This window comes from Vibrio cyclitrophicus (assembly GCF_024347435.1).
Lineage (GTDB): Bacteria > Pseudomonadota > Gammaproteobacteria > Enterobacterales > Vibrionaceae > Vibrio > Vibrio cyclitrophicus.
Genome location: NZ_AP025482.1, coordinates 43,410 through 69,279, shown reverse-complemented (window position 1 = coordinate 69,279; position 25,870 = coordinate 43,410). Strand labels below are relative to the sequence as shown.

Below are 25,870 nucleotides of genomic sequence, written 5' to 3'. Positions count from 1 at the left end.
TTCCTTTGTGGCAGTTATCACAGCACACTGATAATTTTGAATAAATAAGAATTCAATCATGCTTTCATGACACGAGAATTCATGGTTTATATGTGCAAGCGAGGTGCCTATCACACAAGGGGTTAATGACGAAACTCGGCAATAATGTCGGTTTGATCTTTCGCGACGTCCTAGCACGCGCCGCTTCAATCGCCGCGTTCAATGCCAACAAGTTGGCTTGCCCTGTAATGACGGTGATCACGTCTAAAATACTGCAAATAACGCGCGACTGTGCGACGCTTTATCAATTACAAATAACGCCTTATTAAGCTGCACTTCTGTATCTAGTTGGCTTAACGCATCCATTAACCATGGTAGGTTAGACGTGAGCTCATGGTTACCTTGCTCTTTTATGAGTTGATGATCATTTTTTAAAATCAGTAGGTTTAAAATCGTCAGCTATAACCGATAAGCCAAGTCGACAACGTTAGTCGGTAAACTAGAACAGCCACCTAAATCGATTCGTTAAGTTGATAAGCTAAGTCGGCAAATTAACAGCAACGAAAAAGGGTGACGCTGTGCGTCACCCTTTGTTAGCAGAGCTTAATCTGCAATGAGTTTTGTAAGCTCCTCACCAAGGTAAGCAATGTTGCTTCCTGGCACTGGATACAATTGATATTTACGCCCCTCTTCATCACCATCGTTATCTGAAAGTGCTATGTTCCACATTACACCCTCTCCAGATTTCATCGGTGCTTCAAGCTCAATCGCAAAGAACAGTTGAGTACCATCTGCATTCCATTGTGCATTGTATTCACCTTGGTAGCCCACATCCTCAAAATCTTGCCCTACGACAGTTCGGAACTGGGTAAAGCCTTTATCGCCACGCTGCAAAAATACTTCAACGTTATCATTTTCGTAGGTTTGTTCCATTGACGTCACGGTAATGTCATCCACTCGATTAACCACCCCATATAGCCAGTTTTGGTGATAACCTACCGTCCAAGTTCCGGCAAAATTGTCGCCTTTAGCTACAGACATATCACGCTGGTTCAACTGGTTAAACGCAAATGAATACTGATAACCTTGTTGCCATACTGCATCATCAGCACCGCTTGGTTTGCTTGTCAACTTAGACGCTTTAAAAGCTGGTGGAGTTGAAACCGGCACTGTAGACAGCACAGCATTTTGACCATTCATAAACAATTCACCAAACTCTTCACCTTGCCAACCAATGTTAGTGCCCGTGAGAGGATACAACTGAGCATGTCGGCTTCCTGAGCTATCTTTACTGTCGTTATCCGACAACGCGATATTAAAGCCTAAGGTTTCGCCCACTAAATCTTGATAGTTTGAAAATGAAATGTTGAAGTCGAAAACAGTGCCGTCAGCATTCCATGCGCCCGTCGCTTTGCCCGGGAACTCGAGTGGAGCAAAGTCTTGACCCACGACAGAACGGAATTGCCAGAATTGCTCACCAATGCGAACAAACACTTCCACGTTGTCATTTTCATGCAACTGAACATTGTTCGTTACGGTACTGCTGTCTTCACGGCGAACTTGGCCGATGATCGCATTATTGTGATACCCCACCGCCCACTTACCATCAATAACATCACGTTGTGGCAGTGTTTGATTGCGTCCGCCAAGCTGATTGTACCCAAATGGGTAAAACACCACTTCTTCGGCATTAAATTGATCAGACGTTAGTGCTTTAGCGTTAAACGGTTGAACGTAACGTTGCATATTGCTCATATCGGTTACTGGCTCATAACTAAAGTTACCCGTTACCGCATCAACCAAGACGCCTTGGATCGCGTAATATGCAGGCTTAGGCTGATAATTTTCATCAAATATTAGTGCACGCCCGTAACCATTAAACCAACTAGGAACCCACGAATACTTATCCGTGACCCCCCACATTGTGAACATATCAACCTCAGGGTAATACGCCGCGAGCTTCATGAGCTTTTCGTAACGATTCGCTTGGTCTTGCAATGCGAAGTTGTCTTGCCCATCACGAATACGTACATCAATTTCGGTAAAGTGCGTATCTAAACCTAACTCCGAGATACGTTCAATATTGCGGGCAATAGACGCATCACTGAGCGCATTATCACCCGTTAAGTGCAGTTGCGTGCCGATACCATGGATTGGCACACCTTTCTCAAGCAATTTTTCTACGTGACGGTAAACGGCGTTTGATTTGGCGTTCATTCCTTCCGTTGAGTAATCATTGTAGAAAAGCAATGCATCAGGATCCGCTTCATGAGCGAATCTAAATGCCAACTCTATGTAGTCTTCACCTAAAGTTCGATACCATAACGTATCGCGAAAGCCACCAGTGTCATCAAACGCTTCGTTCACCACATCCCAGTAGGCGACTTTACCTTTGTAATGGCCGACGACTGTTTTAACGTGGTTTTCTAGTACCTGAGTCAGCTCTTCTTTTGTCCATTTCGTATCTTCTAACCACTTAGGGTTTTGGATATGCCAAACTAACGCGTGTCCTTTAACAGCCATATTATTTTCTAATGCAAATTCAACCAGTTCGTCGGCTTTAGAGAAATCAAATTGACCGCGTTGCGGTTGTACATAGCTGAACTTCATTTCGTTTTCTGGGGTGATTTGAGAATACTCACGAATCACCGTGTCTCGAAACATGGGGTCGTTTAAATGACGAGTTTCAAATGCTGTTCCCACTGCGAGGTTGATTTGATCAGCCAACGCTTTGAGTGATAACTCGGAACGAGATTGGGTTGCTTCAGCTGCTGTGTTGGCTGATTTAGATTCATTAGCAGATATAGAATTATTGGCATTGTTACTGCACCCAAACAACGTGGCAGCAAATAGCGTCGGTAACAGCACCGGTAAAAATGTCTTCTTCATTAGCAATTATCCTTATAATTTATAGCGCGATGCCCGCTCATCAATTCGATAAAGCGGGCATCACGCTGATGGTACTTATCCTTTAACCGCACCGGCTGTGAGTCCGTCAATTAGGCGTCGAGAAGCCATGATGAACAAGAACAATAGCGGCAGAACCGCAATCGCAGCTCCTATAGACACCGCGCCCCATGGCACTTGACCCGTTCCTTGAAGCGCTCGTAACGCCAGTGGAACCGTGAACATTTTCATGTCGTTCATAACAACCAATGGGCCCATGAAGTTGTTCCACGTTCCGATGAACGTAATCAAACCCAATGTTCCAAATGCTGGCTTAATCAACGGCACAATCACTCGGTAGTAAATCTTAAATTCACCACAACCATCCATGCGAGCGGCTTCGACTAACTCTTTAGGAATTGAGCTCGAAATAAACTGACGCATCATAAAGATACCCATCGCACCACACGCCGCTGGGACGATCAGAGCTTTAGGATCGTTCATCCAGCCAATGGTAGACATGATCATCGCGGTTGGAATCATGCCTAAAAATGGCGGTAGCAACATGGTCGCCATAATGCCAACAAACATAGCATTCTTGAATTTAAAATCGAACATCGCAAACGCGTAACCTGCCAACGAACAAAACAGTAGGTTCAACGCTGTTACGATAACCGCAACATACAAACTCAAGCCTAAGTTGTGCCAAAAGTACGGTAGAAATTCCAACAAGGTATTGAAGTTCTCAACCAAATACTCACCAAAAAAGATGGGCGGTGGCACCGACAAGATACCGGTATTCGAATGCGATGAAAAAATAAACATGAAGTAAAATGGCGCGAGCATTATTAATGCTCCTAAGGCGACAATAATGTAGGCAATGAGCCTGTCTTTTTCTATTTTCATGATCATTGGTTGTTACCACCTAGAAGTTTGTTATTCACGAGCGTCAAACCGGCTATCAGCATAAATAGAATCCATGAAATTGCAGATGCAGTACCAAAGTCACTTTCTACGAATGCAGTAATATACATGTGCATTGCCGCTGTTTTACCTGCTTGGTCGATACCACCAGTACCACCAGTGATAATGAACGGTTCTTCAAATAACTGCAGGTTACCGATAATAGTTAATGTCACAGCGAAGAACGCCATTGGTTTTAGCATTGGTAGCGTGATGTTCCAGAATTGTTGATAACGGCTCGCCCCATCGATAGTGGCCGCTTCGTAAATATCTTTTGGAATGGTTTGTAGCGCCGATAAGTAAAGCACGGTGTTCCAACCCACGAATCGCCAGAATACGACGAAGGAAATCATGTCTTTGGTATACGCGGGTTTGCTCCAGTCAATATTCTCCGTTGGGAAGATCCACGAGAACACTTTGATATCCGCAATTGAGAAGTTGCCTAGCGAGGTCAAAATTTGGTTAACCATACCAAAGTCACGAGAAAACAAAGTGGTGAAAACCAGAGAAATCGCAACCGTCGAAGTAATGTATGGCACAAAATACACACCAATTACTGTGTTACGCATTTTGCTAAAGCTGGTGTGAATAAAGTACGCGAGTGGCAATGCGACTGCGTGTTGAGGAATGCCGGATTTCAGAGCGATCACAACGGTGTTGTAGATCGACTTCTGGAACCATTCATCTTCCAGTGCGAAAACATAGTTTTCTATCCCAACCCACTCCATCGCAGCTAAGCCAGCCGCTGGCTCCCAGTAGTGAAATGAAAGATAGAGTGAAAAAATTAATGGAAACAGTCCGAAAACTCCGAATATCACGAAGAATGGACTCACAAATAAGTAAGGGGCGATTTTATTGCCCTTACGCAACCAAAAGTTTCCCTTTTGCGTTGCCGTTAAATTGGTAGCTAATGAAGAACTCATATATCTCATCCCGACTTGAAAATCATTCGAGTTAGGGCGATTGCCCTAACTCATTACTGCATTAACGACGACGAGCGCGACGTTTAATTTGTTTCTCTGCATTGGCCAGTACTTCGTCGATATCAGCATCGTTCTCAAGCACTTTTTCTAGCGAATCGTTCACAACTTGACGCGCCACTTCGTCGTAACGGTCAACCGTAACCGCAGGAATGTGAGACGCCGCTTCACGCCAAATCAAGCGTGCTTTCTGGTCACCCAAGTAAGCCACTTCTTCGTCAAAGAACGGGTCGGTATGTGTTGCGACTAACGCAGGGAAAGCGTTGATTTCAGTAAAGCCAAGTTTTTGAATTTCAGGGCTTGTCGCCATGAACTCGATAAATTTCCATGCTTCTTCTTTGTGCTCAGCTTTTTTAGGGATGCTGTAGAATGAGCCGCCCCAACTTGCGTAAGAACCATTCGGAAGCTGAGAGGTTCTCCACTTACCTTTTGCTTCTGGAGCAATCCAATCTTGTAAATGCCCACCTAGCCATGCACCCATCAATTGAACGGAAATAGTTCCGCGACGCAGACCTTCTGTCCATTCGTTAGACCAAGCACCAATTTCAGCGTCAATCCCAGCATCGCGGGCTTTTTTCGCTAAACGGAACGCTTCTTTAAAACGAGGAGAATTCACGAGTACGTTATGGTCTTTATCAAAGTAGATACCATCGCCATCCTTTAGATTTGAACGAATATAGATATCCGTGATATCGACAGCGTTAGCGAGCATGTAGTTGCCCGTTTTCTCTTTGATTTTGACACCCGCTTGAATAAACGAGTCCCAATCTTTTAACAGTTCTTCTTCTGTTACACCTGCGGCTTCCAAAATGTCAGCACGATAGAAAGTCGCACCTGGGCCGATGTCGGCAGGAATGCCCGACAACATGCCTTTTGAACTCGTCGCTTGCGACACAGAATAAGGCACAAGCTGCTCTGTAAATTTAGCGGCGTTGTACTGCGGCGCATTTAAATCTTCTAGGCCACCAGATTCTACAAAACGACCGATGTAAGCATATTCGATACCCATGACATCTGGTAAGTTTGCACCCGTTGCCAAAGCCGTTGTCATTGCGTTGTGGTGATCGCCATACGCCAATGTGACTAGGTTTATTTTAATGTCTGGATATTTCGCTTCAAATTTTGGAATCGCCACTTCAGCGACTTGATTAAAATTAGGGAACGAAGCTACCGTAATTTCGGTCGGTGCTGCATAGGCATTGGACGCAAGCAATGTCGCAATAGATAATGATAAAAAGTTGATGTTCGACTTCTTCATGTTCAGTCCTTTGTTATTGTAGAGTGGTAATTTTGTTGTTATCGAAATAATGTGCTTTACGTTTATCGAAGTAGATCGTCATGTCGCCTTCAATGAGTTCTTCTACGTAATGAGTTTCAACCACCACTTTTTTGCCGTTAAACAAACAATCAAGGTGAATAACTGAACCCAGAACTTCAGAGCCAATCACCGTAACGTTTAATGAACGACAAAACTCAGGTTCGATCTCATCTTGATAAAGAGAAAAATCTTGTGGTCGAATACCAATGGACTCGATATCTGCAGAAAGGTCGACATCAGGTAAGCTCAAGTTGATTTCGGTGGTATTGGTATCAAATACGTTGATTTCCGGGCTACCAATGAAACGTGCAACAAATTGGGATTTAGGCTGCTCGAAGATTTCCTTCGGCGTACCAACTTGTTCGATAATGCCATTGTTCAAAATCACAATTCGGTCAGCCAGAGTCATGGCTTCAACTTGGTCATGCGTAACGTAAATGACGGTGGTTTTAACTTTTTCATGCAGCGCGCGAATCTCTTTGCGCATTTGGCCACGAAGTTTTGCGTCTAGGTTTGATAAAGGCTCATCAAACAAAAACACTTCTGGTGTGCGAACCATGGCTCGCCCCATTGCGACACGTTGTCTTTGGCCACCAGAAAGTTCTTTCGGCTTACGATCTAGAAGCGGAGTTAGTTCAAGAACCTTAGCAACATCAGCCACCATTTCTTTACGTGTGGCTCTATCAATTTTCATGTTTTCTAAACTGAAACCGATATTTTCGCCAACCGTCATGTGTGGGTATAATGCGTAGCTTTGAAATACCATGGCTATATTTCGTTCTATAGGGTGAAGCTCATTCACCATAAGATCGTCAATATAAATCTCGCCGCCTGATATTTCTTCTAGCCCTGCGAGCATTCTTAACGTTGTAGATTTACCACAGCCAGAAGGCCCAAGTAATACGATAAATTCCCCATGATTAACCTCTAAGTCAATATCTTTAACGACTTGAGTTTCTCCATAGTTCTTAATCAAATTCTTAAAAGTTACTGATGCCATTTACATCACCTAATTATTTATCTAGTTAAACCGCTTGTTTAAATAGTGTGTAAAAACACCAGTTGGAACAATTATATTTTTTGTTTTCTAATTTACTCTATTTCTTGTTTCGTGGACTTTAAGATAAGAACTAGCCATTGCTCACATATATGAAAAATGGCCAATTTCTTTTATTAAATTTTGAATTGAACAGCTTGAAATTTATTAATTTGTTGAATTTTTACTATTATTTACCACCACGCTTCAAACATTGCGCCTAGGCTCAGTGTGTCGTATTTAATATTGTCTGTGTCTTCTACATCGCCAACGGTCGCGTACAATCGAAGCATTGGACGGCTCCACGGCATGCCACCCATGGAAATGTTTTGCGACGCTGTGACTTTCCAACCTTTCACTTCGTCATCATTTTCACGGTCTTCCATTGCATAACCCGCTTCAAACCATGTTGAGTGAACTTCGTTCCAGCTATACATTGGTCGAACAATTGCGGCATATTCACTGCGCTCACCTTTGCCATTTAACGCCGCGGCATCCTTACCCACTACGTCTTTATATGAGATAAGATAATCAACAGACCATGGGTTGCCATAGTTGTAGCTGCCTTCAAAGCTCATGTAGAGCGCCTGTACATCACCCGCAAGATCAAAGGAAGAATCATCAGCACCATCAGAGTAACGAACGATCACTTGGTTTGATTCGCCGAGCCCTAATTGCGCGCCAACTTGCCACGATGTTTCATTTTTTAATTCATTTCCGGCTTCATCAGAGGCAAAACCGTAGTTAGCATAAAAATCGAGAGTACCCACACCTGCATCAATGCTGTGCAATTTACTGGTAAACGCGTAGCGCCCTGAATCATTGCCTAACGAACCACCGTCACCGAAATCAACTTTTGTGATCACTGCAAAGTCGAGTTTTGCGCCACCAAAGTTATAGTTTTTGAAACCACCACCTTGACCATCGTGCGACATCCAGAAGTAATCATTGATGCCCTGTTGTGGTCTTTGGTGGAAATCTCGACCACCCCAAAAATACATTTCAGGCTGACTTTCAAATACATTTGTCACACCAGCAAAAGCTTTCTTCAAATCAACACCACCAGGCGATCCCCACTGATCATTTGCCCAGTGATCAACCATGACTCCCACATTCCAAATTGGGCCATTATTCGTTTCAAAGATGCGTCCTAACTGAAATTCTCCGCCATTCCCTTCGTTACCTAAACGACCCAATGAACGGCCAGTGGTGCCGACCTCAACATAACGTCGGTCGCCATCGGTATAATGCGCGCCGTAACGAGCGTAACCAGAAAAAACCACACCGACAGGAGCTTTCGTTTCTGGCGTTAACACCGAAGGTTGTTGGTCATCCACGTAGTCAATTTTTACCACTTTTGCTTCAAGTTCTTGAATGCGTTTTGTTAACGCTTCAATGTCTGCATCGTTAGCCATAGCGGGTAGCGCCATCATTGTGGTAGCCACTGCAGCAGCAAGAGGTAAGAGTTTCAACTGTTCCATATTATTGGTCCTTTATTTATTGTTGGTATAGTTATTCCGAGTGGATACCCACTCAAATTTAAAGTTAGCGATATTGGAACCTGAGACTTCACGCCGCAGGCTCTGTATATTTAGGCTTTACATATTCCCGGTTTCAGGTAATAGCTGCGATATTCAGCTGTTATCGGATAATCACATTATCGATTTGAATCGTTTTTTGAGGGAGAACAGCACCGTTAGCAATGAACTGCAGCCCGATACGGTCTATATTGGTGAAGTCAGGATTTCCGCTGTAACCAAAAGCAAAGTCTGGTGAAATATTGGGAATAGTAATCGTCGACCATTCATCCAATTGATAGTCGAACTGCCATCCAATATACGCAGGCGTATAAGCGCCATCCATGATGAAAGGCTGAATCGCTAAGTGCCCATCAGTTCCATATTCACTTGGTACGTAAACATCAAAAGACAGAGTTTTAGCAGTGGAGAAATCAATTGTTTCGTTGTCAGTGAACGTAGTGGCAATAACATACTCATCGCCATCGGCTAACCAGTCCACATCAACATTCATCGTTTTATCGGCGGCATTATGAGTGTATGCACCAACAACGGTTGTCGAACCGTCTTCATACCAGTACACGCCATCTTCAAAACTGTCTTTAAACAATGATGGCACTTCGGGTTCGGCTGCGGATATCAAGCCATTAGCAAAGCCTTGTAGGGCAGGTTTTGCCACGAGTTTCGAGTCAAAAAGTAACGGCCAATCGGCATTACCATATAAATCAATAATCCAACTGTCGGCATCAGAGGCGCCCCAAACGGAGATCCCACCACGTTGCTCTTTCGGAACAATAGCTAAGTATTGAGTGACGATATTTTCGAAACGATTCTTTTGTTTATCTGCGAGTTCAAGCGATAAATGCGAGAAATCACCGTTCCGGTTCAAGCGCACGTCGAGTTCCGTTATTTTTACTTTTAGGCCTGTTTGTGCAGCTTTAGTTAAAGACGCAGAGATCGTTTCGATACTTGGGTCATCGAGCCCAACGTGCATCTGAAACCCAATACCGTCAATGGGTACATTAGCGTTTTCCAGCTCGGTAACCATTGTAAGCACCGCGGTTAACTTAGCGTCATTACGTTCTATGTTGTAATCGTTGTAGTACAAATCGGCACTGCTATCTGCTAGGTCAGCAGCGGTAAATGCCTGTGCGATATAATCTTTACCAATATTCGCAAACCAAACACTTCCTTGATCGCCGGCATTTCGATACGTTCCATCTTCATGAAATGCTTCGTTGACTACGTCCCAACTGTCTACTTTTCCCGCAAAATGACTGGTAACTTGAGTAATATGATCGGCCATCACCGAGGCGCAATTGGTTGTACAGCTTTTCATCCACTCAGGTAACTGCTGATGCCAGACTAACGTGTGGCCGTGGATCCCTGCTCCAATTTCTTGGCCAAATGCAACCAATAGGTCCGCATCATCAAAAAAGAACGTTCCTTGCTCTGGTTGCAAGTAACTGGGTTTCATAATGTTTTCAGCGGTTATTTGGTTAAAATGCTGACCTACAACACTTTGTAAGTCGCTTCTAATGAACACTGAGTTTTGAGCGTCACCAGCTGGAAGCGCTACGCCAATTGGATACCCTTCAGACAGTTGGAACAAACTGGCAACTTCTGTTGAAGGTAATTCTGGAGAGCCTGTCTCAACTTCAGACCCAGATTCAGACAAGCAGCCGGGTAAAGCGATAGCGACGCCCGCTATTAGCAAAAATGAATTCCATTTCATTGGTTTTAACCTTTTATTAGTGTTGTATGAGTACAGCAACACTATGAGATAAACCAGCTTGGAGTTCTTTACCAAATGTTGTAAATAGAGTTAGGTATTTTCCATGGAATTATTAATTGTGATATAAAGCAAACTATTCATTAGACACAAAAAAACTCAATAATATTATCGAGCTCACATAAAATCAGATATTGGAATGCGTATATTAAATATGATAACGCGAATTCTCCTTCTTCCGAAAATCTAGCGGGGTACAAGACAAGTGTTTCTTAAAAACTTGATACAAATAACTTTGGTGCGGGTAACCACATTGCAATGCTATATCTTCAATACTTTCATCGGTTTCAGATAATAATCGCATACATTTTTCTAAGCGTCTTTCATGAATATATTGATGGACGGTTATATTCTTTGCATTAAAAAATCGACTGTCTAGCGTTTTCCTTGAAACACGACAATAGTTAGCCACATCAGAAACCTTAATACTATTGTGGTAATTATTGTAAATATAAAAACTGGCACGACTCACTATTCCGTCAGATAAGTCTTCACTGCTACAAGATGCCTTTTCCACTAATTGGCTTGGTGTGTAAAAATACGCCTGAGCTTTCTCTTCTTTAAGCACCAGTGATACAGCTTGCTTACCAATATCAAAAGGGCTGATATCGACAGAAGTAATTGCGACAGGAGAAATTTCACTTTCAATAGGATCACAATCGACACCAATCACGTTAACTTGCTTTGGCACCATGATTTTTTCGTCAGTAAGCGCTTGTATTAATGTTCTCGCCGAGCGATCTGTGCTGCACAACACCCCTACTTTTTCATTACTAACCACCAAATGAGGTGGGTCGACAAGGCACATTTCTAGGCCGATCTTGTCTGCGGTCGCTTTAAAGCCTTGTTCCCTTTCTTTACTCCACTTGTATTGACGGTCAAATTCGTTGCTGTAAAAGCCAACACGTTGAATGCCAAGCTCGGTGAACTTACCTAGTGCGGTAATCGCAATTTGCTGATTATCAACCACTAACGTAGAAATGCCGGCAGGTATGGAATCGAGTTGGTAGCTCGAATAAATTAACCCTTTGCGCGCCACTCTCATCACTGAAGGGGTATCAACCAACTTATCCCCATCAGCAATGATGTAATCCCAGCAATCTTCTTTCAACTTATCAATGTGCTCTTCAGAACTAATATAAATAGATACGTCTTCTGAACGACAATGCACACCCGCTTTAATTCCTCGGAATATTTCGCGGTCGTAAAACACCATCACATCCAATAGCACGAGTATCTTTTTCATACTGGTTCTTTCCTCTTACATTGCAATGCTAGAGGATAGCCAAGCCATTTTGATTAAACAGGTGCGATCTTTGAATATCGATATAGAAAGTACAACTCGTGCCCGCTTCGACTTGCTGCTCAGAATCCAGTTCGATGGTCACAGCTGTGTCACCAAGCTGCCCATGGACTTGTATTGTTGTGCCAAGTAATTCAGTGGATTCAACAAACACTTCAACCGCAACCGATTTGCTTGAACTTTGGTTGCTAATATCGCTTGGTCTTACTCCCAACGTGGCTTCATTAGTCACTGTGCTTGAGTCATTTAACGACACCACATCAATGGTTTTTCTATTTAATTCGATGCCCCAACCATCTTGAGCAGATTTCATTGCAACAGGTAACATGTTCATTGATGGGCTGCCGATGAAACCAGCGACAAACAGGTTGGCAGGTTTGTGGTAGATCTCTTTTGGCGTGCCCACTTGTTCGATGATGCCATCGCGTAAGATCACCACTTTATCGGCAAGTGTCATTGCTTCCACTTGGTCATGAGTCACATACACCGTGGTTTTTTGATGCTTCTTATGGAGGTCTTTGATTTCAGTACGCATCACATTACGAAGTTTAGCGTCTAGGTTCGATAGAGGTTCATCAAACAAAAATACTTCCGGCGTTCTAACCATCGCTCGCCCCATTGCTACACGTTGGCGTTGCCCGCCAGACAATGCACGAGGCTTACGCTCAAGCAACGGTGTCAACTGCAGCATATCTGCTACGTGTCGAACTTGCTTTTTAATTTCGTCTTTGTTGACGCCTGCCATCTTTAACGAGAAACCAATATTTTCATACACCGTCATGTGTGGGTACAAGGCATAACTTTGGAACACCATCGCAATATTTCGGTCTTTAGGATTAAGGTGGTTGACGACTTCACCATTAATTAAGATTTCGCCATGAGACACCTCTTCGAGACCCGATAGCATTCTTAGCGTGGTTGACTTCCCGCACCCCGAAGGCCCTAGAAACACCACAAACTCCCCATCGCCAATCTCGAGATTGAAGTCTTTAACAATGTGCGCATCTTCAGAGTAGATCTTATCTACATTTTTGAATTGAACCGTCGCCATTTATTCACCTATTGTTCCGTAATTTGTTATGGATAGTTAATTTATCTTATCTTTATAGGCAAATGACTTTCTCTCAATTATGTTTTTTGTTTCTGCTATTGGTAGATTTTACGACTGAGCATTGGATCACAAAGATAGTGCGAGTCATGCGCAATTAAGCATAGATAGTTAACGAACCAGCATACACACCTCACTAAAACCCCAAAATACACAACAAAAACAACACTTTAAAAAAACATCAAAACTACAGTGAGTAGTCAGTGAATGAAAAACAACTATAAACCAATCAATAATGAGTGATTATTTGAGACGTGATGCACATTAAACAAATAGATTAATGTGTGTATAAAATTTCGTAATTGCTGATGTGGTGAAAAGGAATAATTATTGATGAAACATAACACTAATATTATGGAACAATAATCATGACTAAATATTTTGAACACATTAATAAAATACAATTTGAAGGCACTGAATCTTCAAATCCACTTGCTTTCCGTCATTACGATGCCGACAAAATGATCCTTGGCAAAAGCATGAAAGACCACCTTCGTTTTGCAGCTTGCTACTGGCACAACTTCTGCTGGCCGGGCTCTGATGTTTTCGGTGCTGGCACGTTCGACCGCCCTTGGCACAAAAATGGCGACGCCATGGAAATGGCCAAAATGAAAGCCGATGCCGCGTTCGACTTCTTCTCTAAACTCGATGTTCCTTATTACTGCTTCCACGACACCGATGTGGCACCAGAAGGCAACTCCATCAAGGAATACGTGAACAACTTCCAAGCAATGGTCGATGTGCTTGAACAAAAGCAATCGGAAACCGGCCTTAAACTGCTTTGGGGTACGGCGAACGCTTTCTCCAACCCACGTTATATGTCGGGTGCGGGAACTAACCCTGATCCGAAAGTATTCGCTTACGCGGCAACACAAATTTTCAACGCGATGGGCGCAACTCAGCGCCTGGGTGGCGAAAACTACGTTTTATGGGGTGGTCGTGAAGGCTACGAAACTCTACTAAACACGGACTTACGCCAAGAACGCGAGCAGTTAGGCCGCCTAATGCAGATGGTGGTTGAGCATAAACATAAGATTGGCTTTAAGGGTGCGATTTTAATTGAACCTAAACCACAAGAGCCAACCAAACATCAATACGATTACGATACCGCAACGGTTTACGGTTTCTTGAAACAGTTCGGCCTAGAGAACGAAATCAAGGTGAACATTGAAGCGAACCATGCCACGCTTGCGGGTCACAGTTTCCATCATGAAGTTGCGACCGCAACGTCTTTAGGCTTGTTTGGTTCTATTGATGCCAACCGTGGCGACCCTCAACTGGGTTGGGATACCGACCAATTCCCGAACAGCGTGGAAGAAAACACGTTAGTGATGTACGAAATTCTTAAAGCAGGTGGTTTCACCACAGGTGGCTTCAACTTTGATGCTCGCGTTCGTCGCCCTTCTATTGATGGCGAAGACTTGTTCCACGGCCACATTGGCGGCATGGACACCATGGCACTGTCTTTAGAGCGCGCTGCCGACATGATTGAAAACGATGTGTTGTCTAAGAAAATTGCTCAACGTTATGCGGGTTGGAATGAAGACCTAGGTAAGAAGATCCTTGCTGGTGACATCAACCTTCAACAAGTGGCTGATTTTGCGGTAACAAACAACATCGCCCCTGTTAAGTCATCTGGTCAACAAGAGCACCTAGAAAACATAGTGAACGGTTTCATCTTTAAATAACCGATTAATTCCACTGCAAATTAAAGCCCAAGCGCATTTTCACTTTATGCACTTGGGCTTTTTTTAGCCATTCATTTATTTCTTATTTCATACTTCTTATTACTTATTTGCTAGGTCAATACAACAGATTGCCCTACGTTGACTCGAACACGCTGTAAGTCTTGGTCTTTAGATGATGCACCAATCATAAATTCAAACTCACCCGCTTCCACAACCTTTTGTAGTTTCGCATTGATGAGCGCCAGTTCATCAAACGGTACGACAATATTCACCTCTTTTTTCTCACCCGCCGCAAGCTCAACTCGGGCAAAACCACACAGTTTTTTGATAGGAGTAGTGACCGAGGAATAAAGGTCACGAAGGTACACCTGCACAATTTCGACCCCATCTATATCAGATAGGTTTTCAAGTTCTAACGATATTTCGACATTTTGACCAGGGTTAAGGTGCGTGTTCTGAATATGAACATTACTGTAACTAAAACGGCTGTATGACATCCCTTCACCAAAGCTAAATAACGGATCTAAAGGCATATCAATGTAACGTTCTTCACCGTTTGTTTGGCCACTATTGTGCGCGTGCCAACCTTGATATTTGTTGTAGTACACCGGAATTTGCCCAACATGGACGGGAAATGAAATAGTTAGTTTACCAGTTGGGTTAAGTTGACCAAACAATGCCTCAGAGAGCGCTTGTCCACCTTTAGGACCAGAATTAAAACCACACAATATGGCATTTGCGTGCTCTTTTACCCAAGGGATCGTTAATGGTTTCGACGCCACTAAACACACCACAAGAGGCTTATCTTGACGGCGAATAGTTTCAAGCATAGCTTGCTGTTGTCCACTCAAATCCAGATTCGCTCTGTCATGAAACTCGCCGTTTTGGGATAAAGTATCTCCCACACATGCCACAACAAGATCCGCCGTCGGCAGCGCCAAATTGATTGCCTCGATTTCATCAACCGAGGTATCAACGCAGTCTGCACCTTTAATAAATTCTAGCTCGAACCCTTGCACATCCGCTTCATGAGTTAGGGCGTCTAACAGTGTGACTGTTTGTTCCCGGTGAAATGTATCGTTTGTCATGCTTGCTTGGATCGAACCAAACGACCAATCACCAAGCTGTGCGATCACGTCGTCTGCGTTAGGACCAACCAGAAGCACTTTCTTTAGCGAGTTAGGCTTAATAGGTAGCACTCCATCGTTTTTCAATAACACTAGGCCTTTACGACTGGCTTCTAATGAAACCGCATGGTGCGCTTCGATGCCCATAATTGAGCTTCGTTCTGGAGCGTAATTGACCATCGAATCAAACAAACCCAATTCAAACTTCTTAGTTAGAATGCGCTTTACAGACGAATCTAATGTCGCAACTGAAATACGCCCTTCTTGAACAAGTTCCACCGTCAGAGGGTAGAACTCTGGCGTAGACATCATCATGTCGTTGCCTGCAATTAATGACTGATAACACGCTTCTTTCTCGTTCTCGCATACCGTTTGTTTCGTATGCAGTGAACGTACGTTTTCCCAATCTGTCACGATAAAGCCACCCAGATTCCAATCGGTTTTAGCTACATCGGTTAACAACCAATCGTCAATCGTACACGGTATGCCGTCGTTGCTGTGATACCCCGTCATCAACGAGGCAACATTGGCTTCCTTCACAGCTTTTTCAAATGGCGGTAAAAACGTCGATAGCAACTGGCGTCTAGTTACATTGGCTTCATACGAGTCACGACCGCCAATGGTTTCACCATAAGCCACGTAGTGTTTTGCGCACGCTAAAATAGAATCTGGCGAGCTCACGTCGTCACCTTGATACCCTTTAATTGTGGCAGCGGCCATTTCTCCAATTAACCATGCATCTTCACCGTAGGTTTCATCAATTCTTCCCCAACGGGCGTCGCGCCCTACACATAATACTGGTGAAAATGTCCAATGCAGCCCTGACGCTCTTGTCTCTTTAGCAGTAACTTGAGCCATTTTGTGCATAAGACCTAAGTCCCAACTGCACGACGCGGCCAACTGACTCGGGAAAACGGTTGAATCGTTGTCAAAACAGTGACCATGAATAGCGTCAATTCCAAAGATCAGCGGAATGCCGAGACGGGAATCAAGCGCCCTCTCTTGAAGTGCTGTATTCATCGTTCCAGTACAATGCAGATAACTACCAACATGCCATTCCTCGAGCTTGTCTGCATTTCCTTCAACGTTGGCAGGCAACTGAAGTAGTTGGCCCACTTTTTCTTCAAGCGTCATGAGTTGAATTAGATTATCAACGCGTTGCTCTGTTGAGTACTGCTGATTTTTATAAATAGGTTCCACGTGAATGCTCCAATGTGAGGCTCTCTCAACAATATTGGCCGCTCCAGACTGACTAAATCTCTATAGATTTCAGCGAATGAATTCTATTCATTTAGGTCAATCATGGCACGACTTCAAAATACACAAATAATACACGTCAGTATCTATCGCGTTGCTAACACAATCATTTAGTTAATTCATTATTCAATTACGTTTTTTTTCTAACTTCTTGTAATTGTGAGTTTACTCATAAGAATTGAGTCGCCATGACTTGTTTCAAAGAAGTTTCATGCGGTAAATCGAAGAAAAATAACACACCAGCGCTTAAATCAGCACTGGCATGAAGGTGGTGTATTTAGAGATAATGATTAAGAAACCGGTGTACGTAGAGATGATTTGATTAAAGATTGAACCGTTTTAAATGCTAAAGGTTGTCGACACTGACTTTGTATATAGTGGTCGAGAAAAATGGGTTGTTAGGGTGTACTAAACCGCCATCTTGATACTCTGGCATATTAACTTGATTAGGAAAGGCTTGGGTCTCCAAACATAACCCAGCATATTGAACAAACAGTTCGTTTGTCTTTCTGCTTTCGCCCGCTAAATGATTGCCTGTATAAAATTGTATCGCTGGCCTATCTGAAAATACATCCAACTCAATACCGGTTGTGGCCTCAAATACCCAAGCGAAATGTCTTAACCCTTCGCCGTTTACGATGTAGCAATGGTCATACCCTTTGGTTTCCACAAGATTTGTATCCGCACTACTTAAACCAAGTCCTACCTTTTTCGGCGTCATAAAGCTCATTGCGCTTGTGCCGACCGAAGCCTGAATTGTCGGGATGGAGTTTTTGTCTACCTGCCAATAGCGGTCGGCATCAATGCTCACGACATGATCGCCAATACTCTTGTGTTGGCCCGACAGATTAAAATAAGCGTGATGCGTGGGGTTCACTGGGCATTCTTTATCTGCCGTGACGTGATAATCAATAGACAACTCATTGTCATCACTCAAGCGATACGTCACTAACAATGTTAAGTTAGCCGGATAACCACCTTCGCCACTTGCTACCCGCGTTTGTAATGAAATGCCTTGTTTCGCACTCGCCATAACTTCCCAACGGCGTTTATGAAGCGTACATGAACCACCGTGAAGATGATTTTCCCCTTCATTTTTGTCTAGCTGAACCGTTTGTCCGTTTAGCTCATATTTCCCGTTGTCGATTCGATTTCCCCAAGGGCCAACAACTGCACCAATAAATGCACCGCCGCTCAGGTACTCGTTCGCGGTGTCATAACCCAGCACAATATTACGCGGTATACTCGACTTATCAGTGACCCAGAAGCTAACAATCGTTGCGCCTAAATCGCTGATTTCGACCGTCACACCGTTGTTATTGGTGAGAACAAAAATGTTGTAATCACCCCAATGTTTACGCTCTACACTGTGCTCGCTCACACTCATATTCACTCCTGTTTTTATCCATTATCAGAAATAAATATGGTGTCATCCATTATGAAATTTTGATCTACTCTAACGTTAAATCTCAAAGCTAATTTTGATCACACTTTCTATAATATGTCCAAAAAAAGGACTGATCATAAAGCAGCACCAGAAAGCTCAATAATTACCGCTAAGTGTATCCAACCCTCGAATATTGGGAGGTAGCTTTATTCTCTAATTTGAAGTGACTGATCTGCTCCAGTCAGACTGGACACTTAACTTAGCGACATTTTGTTTTTCAAAGTTCATTGGCCTAGGTACCCAAGCGCACTGTGCCTTCTCGTTTGATTATAATCAACCTCGATGTACTCGAAGATCGTTTAACGCATCTGCTCTCTCGTCATGATCGGTTTATATTAGATTGCTTCAATTTTCATAGAATGAAAGAAGCTCTCAACACAAGTATTATCCCAGCAATTTCCTTTCCTACTCATACTTTGCCTTAGATTAAAATGACTTAGGAGGTCTCGATAATCTTTCTAACATTACTGACGACCTAGATCGCTATGAGTAATAACCTGATCAGAGAAACCTCGGCGAAATAAAGCTATTGATAAAGCATCGTAGACCAGTGAGGCCGTCATTCTCGTATTCATAGACCAACCACAATAATGACAGCTAAGTACAGCCAGCCTTCGCTTGTGGAAACATAGGTGATATCTCCTGCCCATTTTTGATTCGGAGCCGTTGCGTTAAAATCTTGAGCGAACAAGTTCGGAGCAACGGACATTTTACGCTTACTGTCCGTTGTACACTTAAACTTGCGTGCTGCGTTCTCTATTAAGTCCTGACGTTTAATACTGGCGGCAATGGTCTTATCTGCTAGTTCTTTCTGAATACGTCTCGATCCATCTCGTTCTTTGCTAACGTCAAAAGCTTCTTTTGCTTAGGTATCAACCTTTTGGCGTTCTGTCTTCACGTTGAATCGCCTTGTGCCGATTCTCAACCCAATAATACAACCCACTTCGAGAAACTCTGAACACCTTAGCCATACAGGAAATACTTAAACTCAGCAGGTGTTCGAGCATAAATTCATAGCAATTTACTTTAGATTTTTCGCGAAGTAGGTGGCGGCCTTTTTTACGATTTCTAGCTCTTCTGTTTGCTCTGCCAACAGCCTTTTTAACTTAGCGACTTCAACAGCCAATTCTTGTTCTCGTTGGCTAATATTAGAATTCTTCTTTGTGGCTTTTCGCCAACCGTAGATCTGAGGTTCATTTAACGAAAGCTGCCTTGCAGCTGCAGCGACTCTCACTTTCTCTGCCAGCTTCAGGATTTCTGCTTTAAATTCAGGAGAATGGATAATAGGTTTCTTCTTACTTGTCATGGTTCACCTCATTAGTGATTGTACTCACTTAACTCAATGTCAAAACTGCTGGTGCGGATCAGTTACCACGTTGCACAAGGTTTTTTTATTCGCTAAACCATTAAATCCAATTGAGATAGAGGTATAGCTTAAGAATATATCTGCACATGTTTTTAAACATGAGAACTAAATATAGGGCTATTTAGTTTATTCTTCGTGATCGGGAATAAGAACCAACTTACCAACATGCTTGCGACTCTGTGGTTCCTTAAGCTCCAGCGATATTAGACAATGGGAATTCCTTTGCTAAAGCAGATTTAATTGACGCGATTCTCGATAGCGTCAATCAAGCTCGGGAAAGCATCTGCGTGCCAACCCATAGACGTCGAGAGAGCCAGAGATCACAGTTCATTAAGGTTTGCATCGATTTCAGGAAAGCTTTCTCTTTGCCTGATTATTTCTTTGTCCATCGCATCTTCGTATGCTTCAACCCAAGTAATTAACGTTTTAAGTTAGTCACCGCCGGTAATGTCAGATTCAGCTACATCAAAGAAAAACTGCTAGATACCGTGATTGGTTTACCTGAAAATCTATACCACTGTATGGGTGCAACAAATACTGGAAGTCGAAATATGGCTACCACAAACGTTCGCTGTTAGGACAGTAATACATCGATTAAAAAATGTTGGGTAACACTTTGAGCTTAAGAAGTTACAACGCCAGAACAGGAAAAACATACGTAATGGTTAAGCGTGAACAAGACAACCGAGCTTGATATATCTGAAACAATTTTAAGAAAATAACGCTATCACTCTTAGAAGACTGGGTAATTGTTCAGAAGACTCAGGAGACAAAGCCTTACAAATCATGAGGTATTTATCTTCATTGTGCTGCGAGGCATATCGTCTTGTGGTTTCCGGTTAAAGCATCATTATCCCCATCATGTGGAATAAATACATCAATGTTGACGACGAACGTTTGACTTTGAGCTTCTTACCTTGCTGTGTGTGAGGATGAATTAACTCTAGCCTGATTGCCCCTCGACTTTTTTTACTGCGCCCTGAAGGTTTCCGCTCCGAGTAGCTTGATATTCCTTTTGTAGCTAAACGCCACTCTTCAAGCTGAATACTTTTCTCAACAAACTGAGTGGCGGCTCTCCAGTGCGTTTTTGGTATAAACGAGTGACAGGCCTCAACAAACTTCTCTAATCGGTCGGGTGAGTTAAAGTAGATCCCAGATCGAGAAGGGCTGGTATGTTGAAGCGCATATTTTATAGCATCCTGAATTGCATGCCGTTTGAAGTCGTCTTTCAAGGCCTCGTTTAACTTAGAAGCATATTGATTTAAGCGCAGTTGCTCTGCTTCTGTTTTGAGTTGAGCCGGTAACAACTTGTCGATACGAGCACTTGTAAAGTGTCGTCGGTACTCTGTGCCTTTCGATTCTGTAGCATAGCTTTTAATTTCCATAGCATTCTTAATCCACTTATCGACAGTCCTCTGTTTCAGTCTGTATTTAGCGCATATATCGCCCACTTGGAACCCTTTGTTATAAGTAGTCAATGCTTGATAGCAAATTGGGATCGAGATGACTTCATGGTCGGACATCATTAGTGAGAGTGCCGGAACTTTCCCTTCCTCTACTTGGGTTTCTAGATATTTAACTCGAAGTTTGCGAATTAGGTAAGCGCTAGATTCTTTCAAGATCTGATTATTATTTGTATCGCTTACTGTATTTTTGGGTAGTAAACCTAAATGATGCGCTTCTTTTTTGGTTATTGTTGAATAGTCAGCCAGGCTCAATTTGTGTGCCACGATCCAGTCTGAGAAGTGAAAATAGTGCCTAAAGGTCATAGCTGGAGATTCATGTCCTGCAAATGCAGCAATAGCATCGTAGCCAGTCATCAGCGAACGGCCAAATACCGTAGCCTTAATTTTCTGCCTCTGTTGTTCATCATATGGAATGAGTTGATTTGGTATAGGGTGATTGTCAGGTAGCTCCAAAAGGAGTTGAAGTTTGCTGAGGCACGCGTGTCTGAGGTGATGGAACACTAAATGATTATTTAACGATAACGCTTTTAGAAGGCAACCGATGAGATGTGATACCTCGAATGTACTAAATGGTAAATTGGCATGACCTAAAGAGAAAAAGGGCTTTGTTTTCGACGTTTGTTGTTCAAATTTCAGATGGAAGTATTTGTTAATTATGTCTTCTTCGTGCTCTAACAGCAAAGGGTGCAATGGCACCTTCCTTAAACTGCTGGCAGTTTTATTTTCACCCAAATAGCTAGAGCGAATGGATAACCAGCCAATATTGGATTGCTCGATATCTTTCATCCGAAGCTTTCTTATTTCAGAAATACGTAAGCCACAGCGATAAGCAATGATACTAATGGATTGTAAGCATAATTTATCCGCGTCATCGAAATCATTGCTGGCTTCTATTGTATTAATTAAAGCAAGGAATAGGGCTTCATCAATAAAACCCGATCGAGTATGAGTCTGTGTGGGGTCAGAATAGAGATACTGCTCAGAAATTTGTGCAAAGTTATAGTGCTCTACTGCAAAACCATGCAGGTCCTTGAGCCTCGCTGTAAAATACTTCTGCGACTTAATTGTTGGTTGGGTCTCTATTGCGTTTTGATAAATGGATTCAAGATCGTCAGATTCAAGTTTATCTAGCTGATTTTGGTTGCAGAGGTATATCCACTTCCGAGTCAAATTAGCGTGATATCTTTTAATCGTGGGAATGCCACAAGTCGTACTCAATTTATGGCGGTACCAGTCAACAATAAGTCGCTCATTCACTTGTTCAGGGGATGACTTTATCCGTTCAACCAGAGCATTTAAGTCCACCAATAGTTTTTTTTTACTAAGCTCTTTCGCGCCATTTTTAGGGTACAGACTGACTTTTAGTTCCTGATAAGTATCTATACTTGTGTCGAAGTTTCGTTCTATTTTATGTGATGTCGACTTATTGGAAGCGTGTTTCGTGGATTGTGGTGCAAAATATTTAGCGATGGCAACCTCAGGATGGAGGATACGAGCAAGATCGCAAGTCGGTAAACTATAAGATTTGGTTGAACCAACTTGATACTCAACCAACGCCTGATTAATAGAAACGCCTTGATGCTGCTCACAGACATATACCCCAGAGCAGCAAAGCTGGTCGAAGGTCAATGATAGATTGTTGCCAGTGAGTATTTTCATCAAAGAGGATTCATCATTAGGAGAGCACCAGTTTTCATCTTTCCAACGACGCCATGTTCTGAGTAAACCGAGCGTAACAGGATGTAAGTAGCACTGAAACTGGGTGAGTGGCTGCTCGTCAACTTTTATGTTGGTATTGAATGACCCCCCTTTTGTTAGCAATGAAACAAAGGGGGTTTCATCCCATTGTTTGAGAGCAAGTGATTTACCACTAATATATTCAATGAACGCCTTCACCACGCAAGGTGTACAATGGCCGCTATGAAAGATAAACGAAAGTACAACATTGCAAAACGACTGCGCCTGGTCATCGACAGGTTTTGATAAAAGCTGTTGGTACCAATGTTGATAGAAGTTATGGACGCGCCATGCGCGCTGCATCCATTCTAACGTTCTAAGCTGCTTTGGCGGTTTATTGGTGACAATATATGAGGGTGGAGTGACTTTCCAATTATATTGCTCTTGATATGATAGCACCTGCTTAACTGCCCAGTTAAACGCACGTCGATAGTCTTTATGAGCTCCAAATGTCTCAGTAATATCACTCAGATAAAGCATCCATTTGTCATGAAAGTTATCTTGAGTTGGTATGTGAGACGGGTTCGGAAACTGCTTTTCAAACAACTGCCTAGCTTTGTTTTTAACACGCTCTATCTGCTTCAATCGATTTTTCGAGCGAGCTTCTAAGCCAATTTGGTCCATTGTATAGTCTCGACTCCTATTTGTAATAAATGCTCTTCAATAGTATCTGTTACTTTTTCTAATTGCGTCCTCGATAAGGTGCTATAGGAGTGGTAACAGCGCTTTCCATTTGTAGCATGGCCCATCCATGCATTGATTAAGGTTGAATCGACCCCAGTTTGACTCAGTGTTGATCGTATATGATGTCGTGCCCAGTTAGGTTGTAGAGGCCAAATATCATCTATCATCGTGGTATAATTCGACGGCGTACAAGGCAACAACTCTCCCTCTTTTTGATAAAAAAACAGATACTCATCGCCATCGACAATCTGCTTGTAGCGACGGCTAAGTTCTACATTGCTATTCCCATGCTCTACAATCATTTGTTCACAATATTCGAGGTAATAGCGCACAACTTGAATTGCCGTTGGGCTCAAGATCACCACTCGACTGTTGTCACCAATGCCGGACTCTTTATCTGAAATCCAGTAATCCCCCGTAGCGAGATGCATGTGACTAAGTTTGCCAAACCAGCCTGTCACTGGTCGATAGCCCGAGGATAAAGCAAGGACTAACTGAGTATAGAGTGTGACGTCATTGTGGCACTGCTCAGTGCTCAGATTGTTCCTTTGATCCTTTATTTTGGTAATGAGCGACTTAAATAGCCATTGAAGGATCCGGAGTTCAATATGTAAAGGCGAGCCTAACTTAATATTTTCCGGCTCAGAGGCAAAAATAATTAACGCATCATCACCGTGAAATTTAGAAAGAAACGTAAGATATCGTCGATACGTCTCATAGAGTTTAAGACTATATAAGCCTAGATAATAATTCGAAGGAACAGTTTGAGCAGCTGCGCCGGTTAGTAAAGCGATAATTGTTGGGTCAATATTCTCGTGAGTCAGTTTCTGGTTTAAATAGGCTGAAACTCTAGTTAGCGTAATGTGAGTACCATAATTTTTATTTAGGCTCTTGAGTAAGTCGTTGAGATCGTCATCGGTTACATCAGTAAAGGTTAAACTCTGTAGTCCCTGTGTGACGATCTTGGGCAGAGGAGACCAGTACTTCTTATCCGTAACATTTAGCAAGGCACAGAGTTCTGGACGTTGATTTTGGGAAGGTAGGGTATGTGTGCGCTGAAAACCAATTAAACCTGAGGGCTTTAGTCTCTTTGTCTTCAGTTTTTTTACTTGTGCTGAAGTATTACCCGTAATTAGCATAATGAGCAGCAACTGTGCAGGTTTGGTACTTGTATCTTCTTCTATTTGGGTAAGGCAAAAATTTACTACCGCTCCAATTTCATAATTAGTGCTAACAGAGGTATCGCAAGCCATAGCCATCTCTTTCTTTGCGATTTTATTTTTGACGGCTTGTGCGAGCATTGCCTCGGCAGCATAAGATTTTGGGTTCGATGATTTGGAGGTGACGATGTTGAGAGTGCGCGTTGCATCGCCAGATTCATCTTCTCTTTGCCATTGATGATGAAACTTTGTTGATGGTTGGATCTGCTGAATTTCCAACAATGAACTCGCTTCATCGTCATCCAGAGTTTTCACGTCACTGGTTTGTAGCTGACCGTTCTTTGTGAACTCTGTGGATGTGGTTTTCCGTGTGAAACCTTCACTGTGATCCAAGCTGGCTTCATAGGGACGGCGATAGTGGTTTAGCTGATTAACCACGGTTGATGGTGGAGGGTTGGTATTTTCTTCATCGACAAGTAGCTGAAATTCATCAACAAGCGATGGAAAGTCGAGGTCATGAATATCCGGTAAATAAGCCGCCATATTTTCTCTTTTACCTTGAGAAAACAGACGTACATCATCACAAATTGCTTTGATCTTAGATTGATGCGAACCAATGAAAGCTAGACGAGTAACGCACAACAGTGTTAATGCTTTATATTGCTCAAACCTAGTGTGGTCATAGGAGGTCAAAAGAAGGTTCGAGGCAAGAAATATTGGAAGATGGTGTACCCCAACGGCCTGGTTTCGATTAATGCTTTTGAAGACATCGTTGAGGGTTCTATTCAACTTTTGATTTGCCAGCGTATTGGTGCGCTGAACCAAGAGCTCAACCTCTTCAAACTCTTGTTTATATTTTGGAGAAACGAGGTTGCATAATCGTTGGACTTCCTTCGCTATTGCAATATTGTCAGCATTGCCAAAAGGGAGTAATTGTTTAAAAAATCGCTCGATATTCTTCTCTTTATACCGTTCGAAAAAGTCGTCAATCATTTACACCGCCGTTTTGGTTATGAATCGGTAACAGAGTAATCGCTTTAAAAGTACTAAAGCGGG

14 protein-coding genes and 3 pseudogenes are annotated in these 25,870 nt (G+C 42.8%); 2 read left to right on the top strand and 15 right to left on the bottom strand.

Features of this window, described 5'->3' with window-relative positions; all coding sequences use genetic code 11:
* Positions 1–172 precede the first annotated feature (172 nt).
* The 10 genes and pseudogenes from OCW38_RS22690 to OCW38_RS22645 form a co-directional block, all read right to left on the bottom strand.
* Positions 173–259, bottom strand: a pseudogene (locus tag OCW38_RS22690) (methyl-accepting chemotaxis protein); the annotation flags it as partial.
* A gap of 323 nt (positions 260–582) precedes the next feature.
* Complete coding sequence (locus OCW38_RS22685) at positions 583–2,868, bottom strand: endo-1,4-beta-xylanase (protein ID WP_052714406.1); 2,286 nt, start codon at positions 2,866–2,868, stop codon at positions 583–585.
* A 75-nt stretch (positions 2,869–2,943) separates the two neighbouring features.
* Complete coding sequence (locus OCW38_RS22680; protein WP_231576292.1) at positions 2,944–3,711, bottom strand: carbohydrate ABC transporter permease; 768 nt, start codon at positions 3,709–3,711, stop codon at positions 2,944–2,946.
* A 62-nt stretch (positions 3,712–3,773) separates the two neighbouring features.
* On the bottom strand, positions 3,774–4,751 hold the full coding sequence (locus OCW38_RS22675) for a carbohydrate ABC transporter permease (protein WP_046209674.1): 978 nt from the start codon (positions 4,749–4,751) through the stop codon (positions 3,774–3,776).
* A gap of 61 nt (positions 4,752–4,812) precedes the next feature.
* Positions 4,813–6,066: an extracellular solute-binding protein gene (locus tag OCW38_RS22670; RefSeq protein ID WP_046209673.1), complete on the bottom strand. Its 1,254-nt coding sequence runs from the start codon at positions 6,064–6,066 to the stop codon at positions 4,813–4,815.
* A 13-nt stretch (positions 6,067–6,079) separates the two neighbouring features.
* Positions 6,080–7,126: an ABC transporter ATP-binding protein gene (locus OCW38_RS22665; protein ID WP_046209672.1), complete on the bottom strand. Its 1,047-nt coding sequence runs from the start codon at positions 7,124–7,126 to the stop codon at positions 6,080–6,082.
* 230 nt (positions 7,127–7,356) lie between these two features.
* Complete coding sequence (locus tag OCW38_RS22660; protein ID WP_046209671.1) at positions 7,357–8,643, bottom strand: carbohydrate porin; 1,287 nt, start codon at positions 8,641–8,643, stop codon at positions 7,357–7,359.
* Positions 8,644–8,803: 160 nt separating this feature from the next.
* Entirely contained in the window at positions 8,804–10,414 is a 1,611-nt protein-coding gene (locus OCW38_RS22655) for an endo-1,4-beta-xylanase (RefSeq protein WP_261896638.1), read from the bottom strand.
* Positions 10,415–10,619: 205 nt separating this feature from the next.
* A complete protein-coding gene (locus tag OCW38_RS22650) occupies positions 10,620–11,717 on the bottom strand; it encodes an AraC family transcriptional regulator (protein WP_046209670.1) in 1,098 nt (365 codons plus the stop codon).
* 28 nt (positions 11,718–11,745) lie between these two features.
* Positions 11,746–12,825, bottom strand: coding sequence for an ABC transporter ATP-binding protein (locus OCW38_RS22645; RefSeq protein ID WP_046209669.1), 1,080 nt, complete (start codon positions 12,823–12,825; stop codon positions 11,746–11,748).
* Positions 12,826–13,250: 425 nt separating this feature from the next.
* Here OCW38_RS22645 and xylA point away from each other — a divergent pair, with 425 nt between their 5' ends.
* On the top strand, positions 13,251–14,570 hold the full coding sequence (xylA, locus tag OCW38_RS22640) for a xylose isomerase (protein ID WP_261896635.1): 1,320 nt from the start codon (positions 13,251–13,253) through the stop codon (positions 14,568–14,570).
* 110 nt (positions 14,571–14,680) lie between these two features.
* Here xylA and OCW38_RS22635 read toward each other — a convergent pair whose 3' ends face one another.
* The 3 genes and pseudogenes from OCW38_RS22635 to OCW38_RS22625 all read right to left on the bottom strand — a co-directional run bounded on the left by OCW38_RS22635 (position 14,681) and on the right by OCW38_RS22625 (position 19,707).
* A complete protein-coding gene (locus OCW38_RS22635) occupies positions 14,681–16,897 on the bottom strand; it encodes a glycoside hydrolase family 3 N-terminal domain-containing protein (protein ID WP_261896633.1) in 2,217 nt (738 codons plus the stop codon).
* A 403-nt stretch (positions 16,898–17,300) separates the two neighbouring features.
* Positions 17,301–18,341, bottom strand: a complete 1,041-nt coding sequence (locus OCW38_RS22630; protein WP_046209605.1) for an aldose epimerase family protein — start codon at positions 18,339–18,341, stop codon at positions 17,301–17,303.
* A gap of 213 nt (positions 18,342–18,554) precedes the next feature.
* Positions 18,555–19,707 (bottom strand): annotated as a pseudogene (locus OCW38_RS22625) (IS3 family transposase).
* A 577-nt stretch (positions 19,708–20,284) separates the two neighbouring features.
* Between OCW38_RS22625 and OCW38_RS23090 the strand changes: the two are divergent.
* Positions 20,285–20,489 (top strand): annotated as a pseudogene (locus OCW38_RS23090) (IS5/IS1182 family transposase); the annotation flags it as partial.
* Positions 20,490–20,606: 117 nt separating this feature from the next.
* On the opposite strand, the gene OCW38_RS22620 reads toward OCW38_RS23090, so the two are convergent.
* Positions 20,607–23,594 (bottom strand): tyrosine-type recombinase/integrase, encoded by a 2,988-nt coding sequence (locus tag OCW38_RS22620; RefSeq protein WP_261896631.1) that lies wholly within the window; start codon positions 23,592–23,594, stop codon positions 20,607–20,609.
* Entirely contained in the window at positions 23,576–25,807 is a 2,232-nt protein-coding gene (locus tag OCW38_RS22615; RefSeq protein ID WP_261896629.1) for an integrase, read from the bottom strand. Before OCW38_RS22615 ends, OCW38_RS22620 begins: the two co-directional genes overlap by 19 nt.
* Between the last annotated feature and the right edge of the window lie 63 nt (positions 25,808–25,870).